17 protein-coding genes and 1 tRNA gene are annotated in these 18,330 nt (G+C 56.0%); 16 read left to right on the top strand and 2 right to left on the bottom strand.

The genetic code is table 11. The features are described from left to right. The 7 genes from EOC06_RS02745 to EOC06_RS02775 all read left to right on the top strand — a co-directional run. On the top strand, nucleotides 1-676 hold a 676-nt coding region (locus EOC06_RS02745), incomplete at its 5' end, for a helix-turn-helix domain-containing protein (RefSeq protein ID WP_128307010.1). Nucleotides 677-995: 319 nt separating this feature from the next. Further along, nucleotides 996-1,071, top strand: a tRNA-Phe gene (locus EOC06_RS02750). 98 nt (nucleotides 1,072-1,169) lie between these two features. Next, nucleotides 1,170-2,879 (top strand): DUF6538 domain-containing protein, encoded by a 1,710-nt coding sequence (locus EOC06_RS02755; RefSeq protein ID WP_206631149.1) that lies wholly within the window; start codon nucleotides 1,170-1,172, stop codon nucleotides 2,877-2,879. Nucleotides 2,880-3,303: 424 nt separating this feature from the next. Next, a complete protein-coding gene (locus tag EOC06_RS02760; protein ID WP_128307012.1) occupies nucleotides 3,304-4,218 on the top strand; it encodes a hypothetical protein in 915 nt (304 codons plus the stop codon). A 205-nt stretch (nucleotides 4,219-4,423) separates the two neighbouring features. Beyond that, nucleotides 4,424-4,882, top strand: a complete 459-nt coding sequence (locus EOC06_RS02765) for a hypothetical protein (RefSeq protein WP_128307013.1) — start codon at nucleotides 4,424-4,426, stop codon at nucleotides 4,880-4,882. 86 nt (nucleotides 4,883-4,968) lie between these two features. Then, on the top strand, nucleotides 4,969-5,877 hold the full coding sequence (locus EOC06_RS02770) for a hypothetical protein (RefSeq protein WP_128307014.1): 909 nt from the start codon (nucleotides 4,969-4,971) through the stop codon (nucleotides 5,875-5,877). A 54-nt stretch (nucleotides 5,878-5,931) separates the two neighbouring features. Then, entirely contained in the window at nucleotides 5,932-7,623 is a 1,692-nt protein-coding gene (locus tag EOC06_RS02775) for a DUF927 domain-containing protein (protein ID WP_128307015.1), read from the top strand. A gap of 583 nt (nucleotides 7,624-8,206) precedes the next feature. Here the strand turns inward: EOC06_RS02775 and EOC06_RS02780 are convergent. Both EOC06_RS02780 and EOC06_RS02785 read right to left on the bottom strand, forming a co-directional pair. Continuing rightward, nucleotides 8,207-9,238, bottom strand: coding sequence for a DUF4238 domain-containing protein (locus EOC06_RS02780; protein WP_128307016.1), 1,032 nt, complete (start codon nucleotides 9,236-9,238; stop codon nucleotides 8,207-8,209). Between the two features lie 93 nt (nucleotides 9,239-9,331). Beyond that, on the bottom strand, nucleotides 9,332-9,817 hold the full coding sequence (locus EOC06_RS02785) for a hypothetical protein (RefSeq protein WP_128307017.1): 486 nt from the start codon (nucleotides 9,815-9,817) through the stop codon (nucleotides 9,332-9,334). Between the two features lie 192 nt (nucleotides 9,818-10,009). Between EOC06_RS02785 and EOC06_RS02790 the strand changes: the two genes are divergently transcribed. The 9 genes from EOC06_RS02790 to EOC06_RS02830 all read left to right on the top strand — a co-directional run bounded on the left by EOC06_RS02790 (nucleotide 10,010) and on the right by EOC06_RS02830 (nucleotide 18,043). Then, nucleotides 10,010-11,674, top strand: a complete 1,665-nt coding sequence (locus EOC06_RS02790) for a RecQ family ATP-dependent DNA helicase (protein ID WP_128307018.1) — start codon at nucleotides 10,010-10,012, stop codon at nucleotides 11,672-11,674. Nucleotides 11,675-11,828: 154 nt separating this feature from the next. Next, nucleotides 11,829-12,089: a hypothetical protein gene (locus EOC06_RS02795; protein ID WP_127218519.1), complete on the top strand. Its 261-nt coding sequence runs from the start codon at nucleotides 11,829-11,831 to the stop codon at nucleotides 12,087-12,089. Further along, nucleotides 12,089-12,421 carry a His-Xaa-Ser system protein HxsD gene (gene hxsD, locus EOC06_RS02800; protein ID WP_128307019.1) on the top strand — a complete coding sequence of 111 codons (333 nt, stop codon included), beginning with the start codon at nucleotides 12,089-12,091 and terminating at the stop codon, nucleotides 12,419-12,421. The genes EOC06_RS02795 and hxsD overlap by 1 nt, the downstream gene beginning before the upstream one ends. A 31-nt stretch (nucleotides 12,422-12,452) precedes the next feature. After that, nucleotides 12,453-13,871, top strand: coding sequence for a His-Xaa-Ser system radical SAM maturase HxsB (gene hxsB / locus EOC06_RS02805; protein WP_206631150.1), 1,419 nt, complete (start codon nucleotides 12,453-12,455; stop codon nucleotides 13,869-13,871). Between the two features lies 1 nt (nucleotide 13,872). Then, nucleotides 13,873-15,033, top strand: coding sequence for a His-Xaa-Ser system radical SAM maturase HxsC (gene hxsC, locus EOC06_RS02810; protein WP_128307021.1), 1,161 nt, complete (start codon nucleotides 13,873-13,875; stop codon nucleotides 15,031-15,033). Nucleotides 15,034-15,105: 72 nt separating this feature from the next. Then, on the top strand, nucleotides 15,106-15,867 hold the full coding sequence (locus EOC06_RS02815) for a hypothetical protein (RefSeq protein WP_128307022.1): 762 nt from the start codon (nucleotides 15,106-15,108) through the stop codon (nucleotides 15,865-15,867). 72 nt (nucleotides 15,868-15,939) lie between these two features. After that, complete coding sequence (locus EOC06_RS02820; protein WP_128307023.1) at nucleotides 15,940-16,449, top strand: hypothetical protein; 510 nt, start codon at nucleotides 15,940-15,942, stop codon at nucleotides 16,447-16,449. Nucleotides 16,450-16,518: 69 nt separating this feature from the next. After that, nucleotides 16,519-16,998, top strand: coding sequence for a hypothetical protein (locus EOC06_RS02825; protein WP_128307024.1), 480 nt, complete (start codon nucleotides 16,519-16,521; stop codon nucleotides 16,996-16,998). A 22-nt stretch (nucleotides 16,999-17,020) separates the two neighbouring features. After that, nucleotides 17,021-18,043, top strand: coding sequence for a hypothetical protein (locus EOC06_RS02830; RefSeq protein WP_245469298.1), 1,023 nt, complete (start codon nucleotides 17,021-17,023; stop codon nucleotides 18,041-18,043). The last annotated feature ends 287 nt before the right edge of the window (nucleotides 18,044-18,330 follow it).

Genomic DNA, 18,330 nt, shown 5'->3' on the forward strand with positions numbered 1-18,330 from the left:
GTGCCTGTTCTGGGGTGGCCTGCCGCACCAGATGGACGATTTGTCCGACGACGCCATCTATGCCGGGGCGCATCTGCCGCTGGTGCATTTCTTCCGGCTGCACCTGCCCACGGATATAAGGCACCGGCTGATGACCGGCGCGACACTGGTGACATCAGCCACCGACCAGTCCGACAACCATAATTTCGAGCGCTGGAACCGCTACGCCCGGTCCGGCGACCAGGCCAAGGCCGAACATGCCGTCAACGAATTGCTGCTGCGGCTGGAGCGGGTGCGGTTCGAGCCCTACCGGCTGGTATCCGCAACTCCGAACGACCAGGAAACAGGCAGCCCCTTCGACCAGCAATCGTCGCGCAATGTCGGTCGCATGTGCGATTTCATCGCCGAAAACTTCCTCTACGACATCGATTGCGTGAACATCGCGGCGGCCGCCGACATCCATCCCAAATATGCCATGAGCCTGTTCAAGAAATCCACCGGCATGACGCTCAACGAGTATGTGAACCTGTTGCGGCTGAGCTATGCGCAGGCGCTTTTGATGCATCAGGACGCCAATGTGCTGCGCGTCGCCATGGATTCGGGTTTCGGCTCGCTCAGCGCCTTCAACAAGTCGTTCCGCAAGCTCGCCGGCATGTCGCCCTCCGATTTTCGTAGAGGCGTGACCGGCGCCAGATAGGTAGCGGCGACCAATGCGGGTCTGAGCCGCGAAGCATTGTGCGCCTCGATCGCCGGCTAAAGGCAGTGCCACGGCATGTCAGCCGGCAACAGCGGCACGGACAGGGATGGCGAAGGCCGCATCGTGCCATGCCGTGCCCGATTCCGGCCCGCAAGCGGCATGGAAACCGGGGCACCGCACGGCGTCGCTTTTCCTGCCTGAAATCGCCCACTAGGCGCTGGACAGGCCGAATTCCCGTGCTATAACCCACGCGCTTTCAAGGGGCGCCCCACGGCGCCTCAATGAGTTCCGGTCTGCGAGTTTTCGTTTGCCGGAACAGGCCCAGATAGCTCAGTTGGTAGAGCAGCGGACTGAAAATCCGCGTGTCGGTGGTTCGAATCCGCCTCTGGGCACCATCACCCACCTAAAGTGTTGATGCAGCTGAAAAACCAGCAAAATTAAATGCTTAGGGCTACCCGAGTGCTACACACAGGTGTTACACATGGTCCTAGCTATGAGCCGTCCAACAAAACATCCTAAGACCGGCGTTTACTGGTTCCGAAAGCGAGTACCAGCGGACATAGCCGCGCTGACGGGTCGCAAGGAAGCCATCAAGACCCTTGGTACAAAAGACCCCGAGGAGGCCAAGCGGAAATTTATCGAGGTACTCGCTGAATTTGAGCGCGAGTGGGCGCGGATACGTCTCGGAGGCAGCCTCACACGAAGAGACGACCCGGACGGTGACATTGAGGGCACCCCACGTCTCATAACAGACCGTGAGGCGCATGTTTTTGCCCAGACCGTCCATGACGAATGGATTGCAAGGTTCCGCGACAATCCGAGCGAACAGCTTCACTGGCACACCGATCTCTACGAAGGCATGTGGACAAAGTATCCCCTGCCCTCAGTTGATCCTGTTCCGGGCGTGGAAGGTATCGCAGATCCCGTTCCGGGAAAGATGCCGATAGAAAACGTGCTCTGGAAGTCGATGCGGGCCGGTTGCGTCAGCCGGGCAAAGGACATTCTTGTTGGCAATAGCTTCAGCGACGATTCGTGGAGTATCGACAAGACGGCACGTGCAGTGGGGGCCGCGCTGCAGAGAGCCAGCTTAACGCTGCAAAGGCTTGAACGCGGCGAGTTTGAGCCCGGGGAGGAGCCCGAGTGGCTTCATCGCTCGGCAGATACTCAGTCAACCAACAATCGGTCGCGTAAGACGGCGGTGACAAAGGAGAGCACTGACACAGCGACTTTGACTGGGCTCGTGGACGGCTGGTGGAAGGAGAGCAAGGCAGCGGGCAGAAAACCGAGTACCTATGAGAGCTACAGAGATGCGTTTGCCTATCTTGCTCGGTTTCTGAAACACAACGATGCATCGACGGTTACGGCCAAGGATATCATTGCCTTCAAAGATCACCGACTGAGCACACCGTCGCCGAAAACCGGAAAGATAATTGCCGCCAAGACGTTTAAGGATAGCAATCTCTCGGCTCTGAAAGTCGTCTTCGGCTGGGGGGTCGCCAACGGTCTCGTGGGCCATAACCCGGCAGTCGGTGTGACCTTGAAGGTCGGAAAGCCTGCTCGCCATAGATCGAAGGGCTTTTCGGATGAAGAGGCCAAAACGATCCTTTCTGGCGCGCTATCTCATCAGCGAGGGCAGGAAAATCCGAAGACATTTGCGGCGAAGCGTTGGATTCCATGGTTGTGTGCGTTCACAGGAGCTCGTGTAGGCGAATTGGCCCAGTTGCGAAGGCAGGATGTATCCCTGCGCGGCGAAGTTTGGGTCATTCGCATTACACCCGAGGCCGGAACGGTGAAAACCAATGAAGCTCGAGAGGTACCTGTCCATCAGCAGGTGATAGACCTTGGATTCCCTACTTTTGTGCAAGAGGCTGCAAGCGGCCATCTTTTCTTGAACGTCGATTCGTCTGAAAACGTCCGAGGGGCTCTGCGAGGCTTGAAAAACCGACTCGCCGAGTTCGGGCGGGCCTTCGTGCCAGATCCGAACGTGGCGCCGAACCACGGCTGGCGTCACCGTTTCAAAACAGTCGGCATGGAAGCCGGTATTCCTCCGCGAATCCTTGACGCAATCCAAGGTCAGGCAGCTCGGACGGTTGCCGATACTTACGGCGAGGTCACGCTCAAAACGATGGCCGAGCAGCTTGCCAAGCTACCCTTCTATTCACTTGTTGACGCAAATCAGAATTTTGCGTCGCGGCCACAGTGATAAGCCACTTTCTTTCTGCGCGTAATTTGGCGCGATCGCTGCCCTTGTAGCAACTTCCAGCAGCCTTGCTCATTTCGTCGGCGGGTGTGAGGGGGCTGCCAATTGCGATTTTCCTTGTAGGCACCCTTGCGGATGACCAAGTGATTGCCTATTTCCCACCTTAGACGAATGGCAGCAGCCATCGGCCGAGCGCCGAGTTCTCCTTTGGAGAGCCAAGAAGCTCACGGACTTCGCCGCACGTTGCGGTTCAGCTCGGCCAAATCACCAGAAATAATCAATCTGGGATCGGTGCTGCTGGATTCGTTTCTCCCATCATCATCGGTCCCGCTTTTTGCGGAGTACGAAAATGCAACACAGCTTGCGCAATCTTGGACGATTTCGCGTCGTCCGAGCGACTTGTGGCCCTGAACGCCGGAGGTGCGAAATGAGCACTAACGGCAAAATCATGGCCCTCCTCGAACGCCAGTTTCCAGACCAAGAAGCCATTTTGTGGGCAGTCGATATTGCCGACAATTCCGGCCCCCGATTCACCGAGGACTGGCTGAACACAGCAGCCGAAAACCTGAGCTGTGTGTCCGAAACAGTTTGGCAGGCTTCTGATGACAGTGAGGGCCCCAACGGGGAAACAAAGCTGTCTCAAGCCGACGCCGAGCGATTGAAGCGAACGCTCGAGCTGCTCCTGAATGAAGAACAGCGACTCCGTTCTCTCCGTCCTTCCAGGTTAGACAACCTCCACGAGAGCCTTCTCGACGAAGGCAGGTTCTTCTCACAAAAAGCTGCTCGGCCCGACTACGCGCACTGGAGCCGTCTGCCGAAATGGACTGCAGCGGAAACAGTGGCGCTTTTGCTCGACAAGGACCCTCATTCTGTCAATGCCCGCAGCCTGAAGCCGTTCAGGAAATCGCCCTTTGCAAAAAACTTCCGTCGACTTCTGTCGATCGTGAACAGGGCGATCGAACTGGGCGAGATTCCGAAGGGGATAGAACGTGACAAGCTGAAGGCGCTTTGCAGTAGAATGACTATCGATTTCCCAAGCACTTTCGAGAACGAGTTGCTCCTTCCCGAAGGCGGTGAGGGCTTGGGTGGGAGACCCGCCCCTCGCGACAAGCCGACTTTGGACCGAATGATCCTCGTGATGGCCGTGAAGCATTATGGCTACGATCCTCACGTGTTGAAAAATGGGAGAGCTTTGAAATCGATCCTGGCCGACTTAGCGGCAGTCGGTTTGGAGATATCCCCGAGCAGCGTCCGCAACAACCTGCGCGACGCGTGGAACAGGATTAAGCTGCAACCGGGTCTCAAGGGGGTGTTTAAAAAACCTATCTCACCAGCCGCGTAATTACGCGGGTTTACGCGATCAAGTGGCCTCATCTCGTGCAATCGGTGCCCCGCACATCAACAAGGAGCACCGATGGCACAGACCCAGTAAACAGCGCTTCGGCCGGGGTATCCGGCTGTTTCTTACACACAGAACTGCACCGGCAAAAAGCCTCGCCTTGTAAAGGCTGGGTGAGGCGTAGCCATACCGAAAATTGGAGAATGCAATGAAAGCAATGACAGATACAGAGACGTGCCTCGATTTTTTGTTCATGCAATTCGACCACGTCATAATGGAGAGAGTCTACCTCACAGCTGCTGCGCGAGACGCGTTCACTTTGATGGAAATCAGCCTCTGCGACGATTACCGCTTTACAGTCCCAAGCGTTGATCAACTTCTCAAGAATCTTGTCTACCCGGAAAACGATGAACACGAAGTCATCGGATTCGTTTCGTACTCCAAGCAGCTTACGGACACCTTCCTTCAGGCAGTGGCTGCGATGGTCAGTGCAGGCGAACAGAGCATGTCGCTGTTGGAATTCCTGAGGGTGTTCGTTTCCGCCTCCGATGCCAATCACCTTCTCACAATCGAGCAGGAGCAAGATGGCTGGTTCTTAACCGGTTCGCCGGAGTTCGAGCGGCAGTACCGCACGGCGATGCGCTTCAGAATCCCTGAGGCCGCGTAGCTATTGCGACCGGCGATCTTTCGAGGTCGCCGGTCTTTTTGTTGACCCGCTGGGTCGTGAACTAACTCTCCCGCTCCGGATGCGAAATGAAGCTCTCCAAGTTCATTCATGATCATGAATTTGATATCCGTGACCGGCTAAAGGCCATCGTGACAGAGGCCGCTGCTGCGGCAGAGGCTGCCGGGCGCCGCCATAAGGGCAACGCATCCTCCGTTACCTTTTCCGTGAATGGGATGGCGACGAAGCAGGCCAACGCCGTCAAGGACGTTCGGGCCGCCGGTCTCGATGTCCGCACCTTTAAGGCTGCGATCCATGATGGCTTCGACAGTCTGCAGCGGGGTCCGGTAAAAAGTGCTGCCTGCGTCTATGAGCGCTTCCGCGCCCGGTTGACGGTGCTGACAAAGGTTATGCCCCTTTTCGCCGATGGCGAGAACGTGCACACGGTCGCCCTCGCGAAGATTCGCCACCGGCAGCCGGTAGGATCGCTCGACCAGTTTAGGCCTGCGGCCGCGTTGAGGATGGTCAAAACGATCCATCGACGGCTGGGGCAGCGTGGGGTCGCTTCCAAGGTCTTCGGCATCGTGGAGGTATCGCTGATCGAAGTGGACGGTAAGCTGCTCTTCGAGCCCCACGTCCATTTGATCATCAAAGGTCCGACCCGCGAGGAGCTGAAGGCGGTGGTCCCCCGTCATCCTCGTCACAATTCCCGAATTGATCCTGTCTACCATGCCGGGGGTTCCGGTTTGTATTTCACCAAGTTCCTGCCTGAGACGCGCTCTGGTTACGAAGATAGCCGCGGCAATCAAGGTCGGCAGCGCAACGTGATGCAAGCATCCCAGCGCGCAGAATGGCTTGCATGGTACGCGCAACGCGGCACGGCCGAACTGGTGATCATGGTGGGCTTTAAGCCCGGTTTGATGCGGCGGTTCCTTGCTGCCGATTTGCGCGAGTTGGTTCGCGAATTCCTCGGAATACGGCATCGGGGGCGTGGTTGATGGCCTCAACGGTCATGTTGGAGCTGTGCTCCACATAACTGCAGCTGGGGACGGGTGACGCCGAACGCCAATTTCGGCGAGGCGCACAAAACAGGTGGGAAAGGTGGGAAGGTGGGAAATCCAGCAGAAAAGATGCCAGCAGGTAGGGAAGAAACCGTGACTGAACAATTAGCAAACGGTCCGCGGATCCTCGACAAGGTGCGGGATCAAGAGGGGCACATCCACATCAAATACGGCACCGACGACGCGGCGGTATGGTTTTCGGCCGCCGATCTCGTCAGGAACGAAAAGGCCATTTTCGCCGATTTGGTGGATGCTGGATACGCCTTTCTTTCTTCCAAGCCTCGCAGTGTCCTCTTGGCCAAGGTGGATGAGTATCCGACCGTTCGTCATGCCCTTGTAGCCAGCAGGCCGGGGTGGGTGGGCGACAGTATCTACGTGTTTGGCGATGGTACGCTCGTCCGGGAGGACGGCCACGACGGCGAAATCCTGGTCACCTTCAAGCCCGACATCCGTTTCCAGCCGGTCGGGAAAATCAAAGAATGGAAGACGGGTATTGAAAGGATTGTCGGGGGTGAGCGGCTGGCAGCTTTCCTGCTAAGCTACGCTTTTGTCGGCCCTCTTTTGCGCTTTGCGCCTTCCTATGTGCTCAACCCGTTCGTCGAGCTTGTCGGGCCGCGAGAGTGTGGCAAAACCACATTCGCGATCATGGCGGCAAGCGTCTACGCAGGAGACCCTAGCAGCCATGTAGGAGGCGGCGACACACACAACTTCACCGAGATGTCGTTTGACGACCTACGCAGGCTCTCCCGTGACTCGATGCTTCTGCTTGATGAGCAGAACGAAATGGACACATCGCTGAAGTCGTCCGGCAAAATGGCATTCAAACAGTCGTCATCCTCGGGCCGACGTAGGTTAGGCCAGAACCCGGAAAAGGGCGTCAAGGTAGCCCTGTTAACCACGGCGAACGAGGCGTCGAAGGACGCGATGCAAGGTGCAGCCGACACTGTCGCCGCAGCGGGAAGCCGTACGTGTACTATCGCGTTTGAAGGGCCGATAATGACGGTATGCCCCGAGGGGTTCTCTGAACCTCTGGAGGCGATGCACAAACTAAGAAAGTTTTGCGATCAGCAGTACGGCACGGCGGGACGCAAGTTCATTCGGGCCGTAGCGAAACTCACGAAGAGCGGCGGGACAAAAGCTCTTCGTGAGAGAATCGAGCTGCTCATGAACGAGTTCCGCTCCCGAAATCGGAACAACGGCGGACCTGCTCGAGTCCTCAATACGTTTGCTCTGACCTACGCCGCCGGTCGATTGGCGCAGGAATGGGCCGCGCTGCCTGTTTTTGATCACACCGTTGCCGAGGCCGTGGAAACCATGTTCGGTTTGGCCAACCCGAGAAGCGCAACTTCCCGGTCTGGGGATATCGATTGGGCGATTGAACAAATTCGGCCTGTCTTGGCGAAGTATGCCGACCGGATTAAGGATCTGAGCCGTGGCGCGCCAGATCTCCTCTTCTGGAAACCTCCGTTCGCGTACGTGAAGAAGGACGATGGTGCGGAAACCTACTATGTGCCAACCGCGGTCCTTCGAGCTGAGTTGGGTCAAGACTGCGAAGTGATCTTGAGGCAACTAAAGGCGGCCAATCGGCTGAAATACGAAGGGGGGAAAAAGTCCAAGCTCTCCATCAAGGCGCCAAGCTTCGTACCGATCGATGGCCAGAGGGTCTACTGCATCACGTTGTGAGAACCGCACGAAGGAAAGCCCATGCGTTTGCGCTGCCGCAATTGCAAGCGGATGCTCTGTTACTATCCGTCGGGCTTCATCCGGTATTCGGAGAGGTCGAGGTGGATTCCCTGATGGATCGGACGCGCTGTGAGAACAACCGCAGCCACGGCAGGCTCGACGATCGACAACATGATCCAACGGACCGCCGAGCGGTCCAAGGGGGCTAAAAATTGGACAGAGCGGTGCCGATCGTCACGGTGTCTGGGCGTCTGTCCCCTTAGCCAGATCCTGGTCCACAACGGCCTTATTTTGGTCGATGCACTTCTGAACGTCAGGACTGTTCCGGCAGCTGGCGGCGATATCCTCCTGAGATGGACCGCAGCCCGTCAGAACGACGATTAAAGCGAGGTATGCGCAACGTGCTCTCATGACGGCAATCCAGTCCCACCACAGCTGTACGTTAACCTATTTTTGCGGTCTCGCGACTACCTAATTTCTCTTTGAACGGAACGACTGATTCGGGGCCTTCTTACGGCAACCTCGGGTATGGTGTTGGCAGCCATGCCCGACTTGGTTGGCCGCTCCTTACCCCCAGATGTCGCTATGCCACTTGAATTCTGCGCCCCCGCTTCAAGTCGGGGTTCTCGCTATTGAAACTTTTCGCCAACGCAAAATCCGCCTGCTGGCACACGACGTAGCGATAGGCATATGAGGTTTGGAGGGAGTTATAATAGTCCATATTGTCATCGTTCGACGAGACAGGGTGGCCGTCTGCAGCCGCCGAAAGCAGTTCCTCGACTGGCCTTGCTGTGGCCTTTGCCGCGTCTAGAAACTGCCTCATCCCGGCTGCGGAAAGCTGACCTTTCATTAGACGCGACACTGCCTCTGCCTGTCGAGCGTCCTTTCTTCGCTTGTGGGTTTCCCTCAACCCTTCGATGATGGATGGACAGAATGCGCAAAGCATGAGGTCCGATGCCAGCGGCATATAGATCTCGATGCCTTGGACGGCTAAGCCGAGATTGCCACGCGGACCAAAATCAAGGGCATTGGCAAGGCAAACCGGATTGTCACCTAGATAGAAGCTACGCCCCTGCGCGGGCTCGGCCAGCACGAAATCCTTTGCGGCGATGATTTGGGCATAGTCCTCGATGCTGCCCTGAATGCTCAGAAGGTGTTCTCTCTTGAGCCTATCCTCGGTCATAGGTTGCCAGTCTTCCCACCCTCGAACATCCTGCATTCTCCCGCCACTTTCTTCGACCTTCTTGACGAGCGCCTCCTCTATTGCCTGCCATTGATCGCGGGTGGCCTTTGTTCTTAGAAGTTGGAACGCCAGCATCATCGCCAACGCGGCTTTCTGCTCGGGGCTTTTGTCGAGTTGCCGATCGTTTAGCACTTTTCGATAGCTGGGTAGAACTTGGTCCTCTGCGGCGCAGGCGATAGGCTCAAACGAGGCGATCCATTCATCGTCGAAGGTGAAGTCGTTGAAGCGGCGTTCTGCCATCATGTTTCTGATGGACGTGGCGAATGTTCTCCCCGTGTGTTTGTCGAAGACTGAGACCTGCTCGCGCTTTTCGTCGGACAGAAACTGTCGCAGGATGAACTTAGGGACGTAGTGTTGATTCTCGGCCGCCATGCCTACAATCTAGCAAGCCGTTCTCCCGCTTGCCACAAACGCGCGAGTTCTAGTTGAAAGAGCAAGCCCTGAGACGCGCGACCCGATCCGTTGTCACTGGCCGCAAAACGAGAACGGTTTGATCAAGTACGTGGTCTCAGAGCTCTTCGTCAGATTCCCTGATCCGACATCGTAAAAGCGGCGAACGCAGGTGTCGTACTTGTCGTTGCTGGTGTCCATCCAGTCAGCCTGCAGGAGAGTGCTGTCGATGCCGTAGCGGAGTTGAAGCTGGTAGTTGTCCTCGCCGCCGAGTGGGAAATCGACCAGCCTCCCATGGCGGCCATCGATCAGAAACGCGAAAATGCAAGACGTGCCACAGCCGATTTCGATCACAGAGAAATGGCCGCCGTAATTCGGACCGGGCTTCATGCCGTTCCGAATCCTCGTCTTGAATTGAGCAGCGGACCCCGCGAACTTTGGCAGGGCTGACTTCCCTTTGAGGTACATTTTGGTTGGATAGTCGCCGAATTTAGGTTCTGCCCCTGCCGGTGAGACGGCGAGGAAAATGGCGGCCAATAACGCTGAAATCAGTTTTATCATGCTGCCCAAATCCCCTTATCGGCACGGCAATGCCTCCGGTCACTAAACCTGTCAAGAGTTTCCTACACCCGGTTTTAACTGAGACCTCTCACTATTCCGCGTAGACTTTCGATGCTTTCGAGGGACTACCCTGCCACCTGCAAACTACAATCGGGGAATTTTGATCTGAACGTGCCATCCAATAGCTGGTCCATGATCCGGCAGCAGGTTTTGCACCGTGACGGCTATTGCTGTGTGTCTTGCGGCACCAGACTCAAGTCAGCGGATGCGGACGTACACCATCTGCTCCCCCGCTCGATGGGCGGAACCGACGAAATGTCGAACTTGGTCACCCTCCGCGACGGCTGCCACGCGCGCCATCATCCCAACTTGGCTGGTGGTCTGGCAAGACGGGCGATTGAGAGATGGGCCGTGAGGCTCGCGAGATGGCTGGACCGCGAAGGAGTGGTGACCGGAGCCACAGGTAACTTTGGACCTGCTCTACGCCTATTTGGGCTGCAGCGATTTCGTCACGGTCAGTTGCCGATCATATTGGCGGCGCTTTCGGGAAAATCCGTGTTGGTCGTCAGTCCCACAGGTTCCGGCAAAACCCTATGTTTTCAGCTTCCCGCGGTGCTTAGGCGTGGCGTCGCCCTTGTTGTTTCTCCCTTGAAGGCGCTGATGTCCGAACAGGTGTCCGACCTCCTCGGGAAGAAGATACCGGCAACGTTCATCAACAGTGATCTCAGCCGCGAAGAGAAGGAAACCCGCTTTTCTCTGCTTGGCCTGAAGGCCATAAAGCTCCTCTATGTAGCGCCGGAGCGGTTTTTTGTTCGTAACGATGCCGAGCGCAACCAGCTTAAGCGGAGCGAACCGTCCTTTTTGATCATAGACGAGGCCCATTGCGTTGACCGCTGGGGTGAGGACTTTCGCCCCGAGTACGGCCGCTTACGCGAAGTTCGGGAAAAGCTCGGTGCTCCCCCGGTATTGGCCTTCACAGCCACCGCTGGAAAGGAAATGCAGGACCGGATTCTCGACTCGCTTGGCATCCCGGACGCAAAGGTGTTCGTTCGCGACGTGGATAGGCCAAACATCGCGATGTTGCGACGGCATTGCCGATCGGAACAGCGGCCGCAGGAAATAGCATCCATGCTGGCGCTGCCCCAGTTGAAGGGGCAGAAGGCAATGATTTTCGTCCCTACGGTAAAAGTGGGTAACGAACTGCGGACTGCTTTGTCGGCGATGGGGTTGGACATCCCATTCTATCATTCCAAGCTTGGAACTGCATGGGAACGACAGGAACTCGTGAAGCGCTTCTTGGGGCAGAGCCGCCCAGTGGTCAATCAGATTGTCTGCACCAACGCCTTTGGCATGGGCCTCGACGTTCCTAACGTGCGGTTGGTGGTGCACTGGCAACAATCAGCATCTGTTGAAGACCTGTTGCAAGAGTTTGGCCGCGCTGGAAGAGATGGAAAGCCGTCGGTCTCGGTCATGTTCCACGACGGTAAGGGCCGAGGTGATACAGGACGCCTCAAATTCATGGCCGAGATGACTGTCTCGAATGCACCGGGGAATGAACACCAAAGAGCGGTCATGCTGGAGCAGCGGACCCGGAACATCGATCAAGTGGCCGGAATGCTCCGCTCGACTTCTTGTTTTCGTAAGTCGTACCGCAGCTATTTCGGCGATAGCGAGGGACGGCACAAACTGAGCCTTGCAGAGCTGATCCTTGAATGGGTTTTTGGAACACGTGCGGCGAGAACCCACCACACCGCTTGCTGCGATAGCTGCGACGCTGCAACAATCAAAAAGCACGGCGCGATAGCTTATGTTGCGCGGGTTATGGGCGGTGAATTCCCGCGTTTAGGGCGAAAATGACAATCGATTGTGCTCAGAAGACGGCACCCCGTCATCACCACAATACAGTATTTGGTCTGAGCATTTAGTGATCTCTTAAGCACTTCTCCACAATCGGTACTTGCCCGGCTTGGCCCGTTTTGCTAATGAGTCCGTACAAACGGGGGTTTGGATAATGTCGAAGCGCAATTTCCTGTCACCAATGGCCTTGTCGGCCACGATGATTCTCGGCGGCCAAGTTCAGGCTGCAGTCCTTGTCGAATCGGCAAATCAGCCTTCGGCCAAGCTCGCCGAAGCTGGCACTGTTCCGGCGGACCTCGGCTACGGTGAGGTGCTCGACCGCTCAAATGGTACCGACGTTATCATGGCGTACCACACCAGCCATTCGAGCCATGCTAGTCACGGGTCTCACTGCTCTGGCTACAGCTATTGTTGATGGCGGACACTTCTCGCGATAGCGAGCTCGTCCAGACTGCCCAAGTCAAGTTTGATCTGTCAGTCTTCAGCCTCGACTGTGTGAAGCGCGCAGCGTATCGGATAACCGGCAACGCTGCGGTTGAGATCACGATCGAAGGCGGCTTCGCGGTATGCACGATCAACTTCAGCAAGGCGGCCGGGCGAACTTCGGCCGACGCAGCGGTAGAAAGACTGCGGCTAGAGGTCTTGGATCAGGACCTGCGTAGCAGCATCGCCGCCGAAACCGCCACGGTTAGAAACGCGATACTGGCGCTGGCGTTTTCCAGATCGGGCCTGCAGTCCGATGACTAAGTTTGCTCCGGCAGCTGAGTTCCAACGACCGTTGGACGACACATATCAGCTCGCGTACCTCCGTTTTTCGCAGTTGGACGACGACCGATATGTGCTGACCAACCAAGCGGGCGAATATCTGGTATTGCCCCGCGCCGTGCTGGCTTCGTTTGTCAAGCACGAGCTTCCCAGCACACACCCTGCCTACTCCCGCCTGCGCAGCAGGCAGTTCCTCTTTGATGCATCCTCCAATATCGGCAAGGAGCTGCTGGCGCTGAAGGTTCGGACCAAGGCAAAAAGGCTGGAGAACTTCACCTCGCTTCACATAATGGTCGTATCGCTGCGTTGCGAGCACTCCTGCCCCTACTGTCAGGTATCTCGCCAAAGCGAAGATCGTTCAGCCTTCGATATGTCAGAGGAGACTGCCGAGAAGGCGTTGGCGCTCATTTTCCAGTCTCCAAGTCCAGCTATCAAGGTCGAGTTCCAAGGCGGCGAGCCGCTTCTGAACTTCCCGTTGATCCAACACGTCGTGCATCGGGCTGAAGCGATCAACAAGGTCGCCGGGCGGTCGCTGCAATTCGTAATCACGACGAATCTCGCTGTCGTTACGGACGAAATCTTGGAGTTTTGCCGCGAGCACAGCGTCCTAATCTCTACGTCGCTTGATGGTCCGGCCACTCTTCACAATGCCAATCGACCGCGCCCGGGAAAGAACAGCTATGAATTGGCTGTAGCAGGTATCCACAAGGCCAGACTGGCTCTGGGCCATGAACGCGTCAGCGCACTTATGACGACGACCAAAGCCAGCCTTCCACTGGTGCGCGAGATCATTGACGAATACGTGCGGCTAGATTTCCCCGGAATATTCCTTCGGCCGCTTTCCCCTTACGGCTTCGCGGTCAAGACGAAATCGTACGCTGCCTATGACGTGGACCGCTGGCTCGACTTCTACTTCGACGGGCTGAATTACATCCTGGAACTGAATCGGAACGGCATTCCTTTCAAGGAGTTTTACGCGGCCACCATCCTTACAAAAATGCTCACGCCTTTCGAGCCGGGATATGTGGATCTAATGAGCCCGGCAGGTATCGGTATCTCTGCGGTCGTCTACAACTATGACGCCAGCGTCTACGCGTCCGACGAAGCGCGCATGTTGGCTGAGATGGGCGACAAGACATTTCTGCTCGGGAACGTCCACGAAAACACGTACGCGGAGATTTTCGGGTCTGACGCTCTCCTCGACCCAATTGAGCAGTCCTTTGCCGGGTCCGCTCCGATGTGCGCCGAATGCGCCTACGAGCCTTTTTGTGGGTCTGATCCCGTATTCCACACTGCAACGCAGGGCGACTTTGTTGGCCTCAAAACGCGGTCGGGATTCTGCAATCGCAACATGTCGATCTTCAAGAGGCTGATCGACCTCATGGAGAGGGACGTTACCGCCCGAGAACTCTTTCTAAGTTGGGCGAATTAGCATGTTGCGACTGAGTGGCTTCGCTGCGTCAGCAAGCGTCGGTGATTTCTCACAGCGAGTGGCACTTAGGCTCGTGACGGGTCAAGCTGATCAAGCGCCTAACCCGGAGCATGATGCGTATTTTTTCAAGGGGCAGGCGTTTCATTCTGATTGCAAGTGGGTTGTCACCTTTGAGGAGCACCGGCTGGACGCTGAGCGACTGTTTTCAGACCGACGACTAGTCATTCTGCCCCGCGAGTTCGACTACCTCAGCGAGGGAGACGTTATTCGCTTTGTCCCGGATCGGAAGGCAGTGCGTGTCCTGTTCAGAAAGGATGCCAACGCGAACTATTTCCTCGTAACGGAGCGGTGCAACCACCTGTGCTTGATGTGCTCCCAGCCACCCAAAGACGTTGACGATCGCTGGTTGGCGCGGGAGATTTTGGATGTGCTGCCCTTGCTGCCCGCAACGACCCCGTTTCTAGGGATCACTGGCGGTGAGCCGACGCTGGTGGGTGAGGACTTTTTTGACATTTTGTCATCAGCTCGTGACCACCTTCCTTCAACACCGGTTCATATTCTTTCCAATGGCCGGACATTTAAGGACAAGGCCTTCTCGCATCGCTATCAAGCAATCGGGCATCCTCGTCTTTCCGTTGGCATACCGATCTACTCAGCGGACCCGGAAGTGCACGATTATGTCGTTCAATCCAAAGGCGCTTTCGATGAGACCATCCGCGGGATCATGAACCTGAAGTCCGTCGGGGCTGAGGTTGAGATACGAGTTGTCGTGCACAAGCAGACCTATGAAGGTCTCGCCGACCTGTCAGATTTCATTTTTAGAAACCTCACCTTCGTAGACCACGTGACGTTCATGGGGCTGGAGATCACTGGCTTCACAAGGGCAAATATGGATAAGCTCTGGATGGACCCGTACGACTATCGAAGTGAGTTGCGGGCGGCTGTGCAATATCTGGCTGCGGCTAGGATCAATGTTTCAGTCTACAATCACCAGCTCTGTCTACTTGATGGCTCCATCCATCAGTACGCAAAACGCTCGATCAGCGATTGGAAAAATGAATACGCCGATGAGTGCAGCGGCTGCTCCCTACGCAATAAGTGTGGCGGCTTCTTTTCATCCAGCAGCCTCGCAAAAAGCTCTCACATCGCGGCGTTCCAATAATAGAACACCGATGTGCATCGGGACTTTCACGAAACCCGATTCAAAAGCTAAGGCCGTCCAATGCGAAGCTACTTGAGAAACGTTCTGGCGCCAATTGTCATCCTCAGCTTCACGACAGCGTCAATCGCAGATGATTTCAATGCCAGTCTATTCGGTCATTCAGTCGAAATTTACGGCGAGGCCGAGGAGACGATGCACCTTGACGGAAAGCCGACCATTACAGACGGTAGACTCACAATCGACGAAATCACAATTGTGAACGGAATTCCAACATTGGTCGGCAACAGCCTGTCCGGCGGCAACGCTTGCGAAGGCTCACCCTTCATTATTTCGTTCCCCCCTAGCGGCCAGCCTCGCATTGACGGGCCGATCGAGGGAGCCGACTGCGCGTTGGTAACCCGCAAGGTTGAAGACACTGCGATTACTTTTTCCACAGCTCCAAGTGCCGGAAGGGTAGGCAAGATATGGGTCTGGACGCCCTCCGCTGGCCTTGCTGAGCAGGCGTCCGTTGAAATGCAGCCTGATTTGACTGAGGGCTTCGCGACCTTGCGAGAGCGCGCTGTCAAACACCCGTCTGACCTTTTCAGCTACGGGGAAATTAGCAGTGCAATCAGCGACCTCCTCGGCCCCGACCTCGGTGCCTACCGGGAAACGCTTGATGGGACGGGCTCCGGCAAATTCGTCGGCGACGACTATGTCGGAACGGCTTGCACCCCGCACATGTGCGGCCTTCGGGAGGCATTGGTTTTCGTGTCCGCAAAAGAACATCGCGTCTACGCGGCGTGGAAACCGGATCAAAAGAAGATAGAAGTCCGGCCGCCTCTAGATGATTAGCCGGACAAGGCTCGGGTCGAACTGGCAACGTGGGCGCGAAAATGGATGTAGCTCGGATTTGAGGTGATAATCTTGCCGCTGAGATATCCGTTAGCCTTTACAATCGCGGCCTGCGTCGTTTGCGGTCCGGTGGCCCAATCAGCCATGGAACACCACCTCTGGCAAGATAAGCGTAAATTTGATCCCTATAGTCGTACGGCAGAGTCAATAACTGGCGCTATACGGCTGTCGGGAAATCCAGATTTCGCCACTCCGGGCAGCAAGATGGCTATTACATTCGGAAACGGCAAAAACGTTGGTTTGACTTCAGTGGGTGCATCTTGGCGACAGTGGGAGGAAACGAGCGATAAGAAAGCGACTGCGGAGGTTTTCAAATTGTCGCGGGATCCGGGTGCTCTCAGAAACGGCAACACGCTTTGCGGTGATCCGAAATCTGACCCGGCCCAGTACGTCGTGTTTTTCGAAAGACCGTCGTCTGGTGCTCCCCCGTTGCTTGGGATGGCGGTCTTTGGATCGAAAGACGCTCCGCACGACATCAATAGCCCAAACCTCTGCAGCACTTTCAATTATTCTTCAGACTGAACCGGCCGTCTGGCCGATTGGGGCTGCTGCGAGTGACAAGGGTACTTTGGAGTATCATTGGGGACGACTATGAAGTTTTTCAGGTACGTATCTGCAGTCTTGGCCATCGCTATCTCCGCTTCAGCAGGATGGGCCGATGACCAAGATCCCATCTACTACGGAAGTCGGGCCGGTATGCAGCTTACGACAGTGTCGACGGAAGGCATCGGCACGGCAAACGCCAAAATTCACGTACGGCACACGCCCAAGGATGCCAAAGCCTTCTGTGTCCAATATAACTCGGACTACTCGATGGCTTGCGTCAAGCAGACAATGGCTTTGGTCAAAATCGACGATTATGTGACCGGGAATTGCGTCAAACGGACTTGGTTGGATCTATCGAACGAGAAGTTCGCCTTCCTCGGCCGCGCCAAGAAGTCAGACGAAATGATCGCTGATTACGCTATAAAGCGCGTTAAAACGGGCGAGATTCTCGACGGCACAACGGCTTCGGGATACTGGGTCGAGCTCGGCATTTTTCAGCACCTTTGCCCCGGAATTGCGAAGTAATATGTGTTGGAGGCTTCGCACGTTGCTTTCCCTCGGCATCGGTCTCAGTCTGGCTGGGATGGTGCAGGCTGCCGAGGTGACGTTTGTAGGGAAGGTCGAGCACAAGGGAAGCGAGGCAGTGGGTTTTCGCCTTGACGGCGAGATTGCTGATACCGACTCCACTAGCGTCAAGGCCGCACTTGCGAAAGCTGCGATCTCATATGATGGTGAGGTCTGGCCAAGAATTGTCGTCGAGTTGAACAGTTCGGGTGGATCCTATCAGTCTGGCCTCGACTTAGCGTTGCTCTTCCGCCGGTTAGGATTGGCGACAGTTGTCAAATCGGGCGATCATTGTTTTTCGGCCTGTGCGTTGGCGTTTCTTGGCGGTACCCAGCAGGCTACGGACCCGACACCTGCGCCTGAGGATGGACCTATCCCGGACCAACTTCCGGATCGTTCAATCGAACGTGACGCCTTGCTTGGTTTTCACGCTCCATATCTTGCCCTGAGCGGGTCTTCATACACTGCTGACAATGTCTCAGAGGCGTATACCGCTGCTGTCTTGGGAATTTCGCGGTTTATCGCAATTGCCGACCATTTGTATGTGTCAACCGCCGAATTGCCGAAGCTTCTCAAACCGACGCGAGATGATCTCTATATGGCCGACAACGTTGATGCGGTCAGATTTCTAGGAATCGACTACACTGACTATACCCTCCAAATTCGCGACCTTAAGGACATCACGCCATCGATGGTTCTGAACGGTTGCGTGAATCGATACTACCATCTTCGAGGGCGAAGCAGCCTCTCCGGTTACGGGGCGGCCGCCGCTGTTAGAGAGGAATTTATCGAAGGCTCGAAACTACTGGAGAATGGTGAGGAGAAGCAGGTCTTTGGCGTCCAGCGCATCAAGTACGGCGAGCGTTCAACAAATGTCGTGTTCACACCGATAGCGAAACCGATGATGGTAGAAGTTTTGTCTGGTGCCTGTTTGGCCCGGTTGGACCTGATGCCACGACGCTCTACAAGCCCGCCGGTACGGTTGAGGAGCTTTTTGCAGAACTGAACGGTGAGCGCGGACAATGGTGGGAGTTCTCCAGCTCACAGACGACTATAAAGATTGGCCATACCGACACGATTGAAACAATGATGCGGGTCCTCGACATGGTACCGCCCGAGACAAAATTAGATGACGTTGGCAAGATTGTGGGGCAATACCAAGCAGATGAGATGAATATCCCGTCGCCCTAAACGGCGGCAAGGGATAGCCATCTTTCACCTCCAGTGGCGGGTTGTAAGGGCAAGCGAATAAATGTTCCGACATTGCGTATACCAGCGAATTACGACCCGGCC

Origin of the sequence: Mesorhizobium sp. M7A.F.Ca.MR.362.00.0.0 (assembly GCF_004023175.1) — a bacterium.
GTDB lineage: Bacteria > Pseudomonadota > Alphaproteobacteria > Rhizobiales > Rhizobiaceae > Mesorhizobium.

Coding starts and splice junctions, on each gene's coding strand:
- EOC06_RS02790 (WP_128307018.1), top strand. CDS start 10,010: ATGATCCGGCAGCAGGTTTTGCACCGTGACGGCTATTGCTGTGTGTCT.
- EOC06_RS02780 (WP_128307016.1), bottom strand. CDS start 9,238: ATGGCGGCCGAGAATCAACACTACGTCCCTAAGTTCATCCTGCGACAG.
- EOC06_RS02795 (WP_127218519.1), top strand. CDS start 11,829: ATGTCGAAGCGCAATTTCCTGTCACCAATGGCCTTGTCGGCCACGATG.
- EOC06_RS02785 (WP_128307017.1), bottom strand. CDS start 9,817: ATGATAAAACTGATTTCAGCGTTATTGGCCGCCATTTTCCTCGCCGTC.
- EOC06_RS02825 (WP_128307024.1), top strand. CDS start 16,519: ATGAAGTTTTTCAGGTACGTATCTGCAGTCTTGGCCATCGCTATCTCC.
- EOC06_RS02760 (WP_128307012.1), top strand. CDS start 3,304: ATGAGCACTAACGGCAAAATCATGGCCCTCCTCGAACGCCAGTTTCCA.
- hxsC (WP_128307021.1), top strand. CDS start 13,873: ATGTTGCGACTGAGTGGCTTCGCTGCGTCAGCAAGCGTCGGTGATTTC.
- EOC06_RS02770 (WP_128307014.1), top strand. CDS start 4,969: ATGAAGCTCTCCAAGTTCATTCATGATCATGAATTTGATATCCGTGAC.
- hxsD (WP_128307019.1), top strand. CDS start 12,089: ATGGCGGACACTTCTCGCGATAGCGAGCTCGTCCAGACTGCCCAAGTC.
- EOC06_RS02765 (WP_128307013.1), top strand. CDS start 4,424: ATGAAAGCAATGACAGATACAGAGACGTGCCTCGATTTTTTGTTCATG.
- EOC06_RS02755 (WP_206631149.1), top strand. CDS start 1,170: ATGAGCCGTCCAACAAAACATCCTAAGACCGGCGTTTACTGGTTCCGA.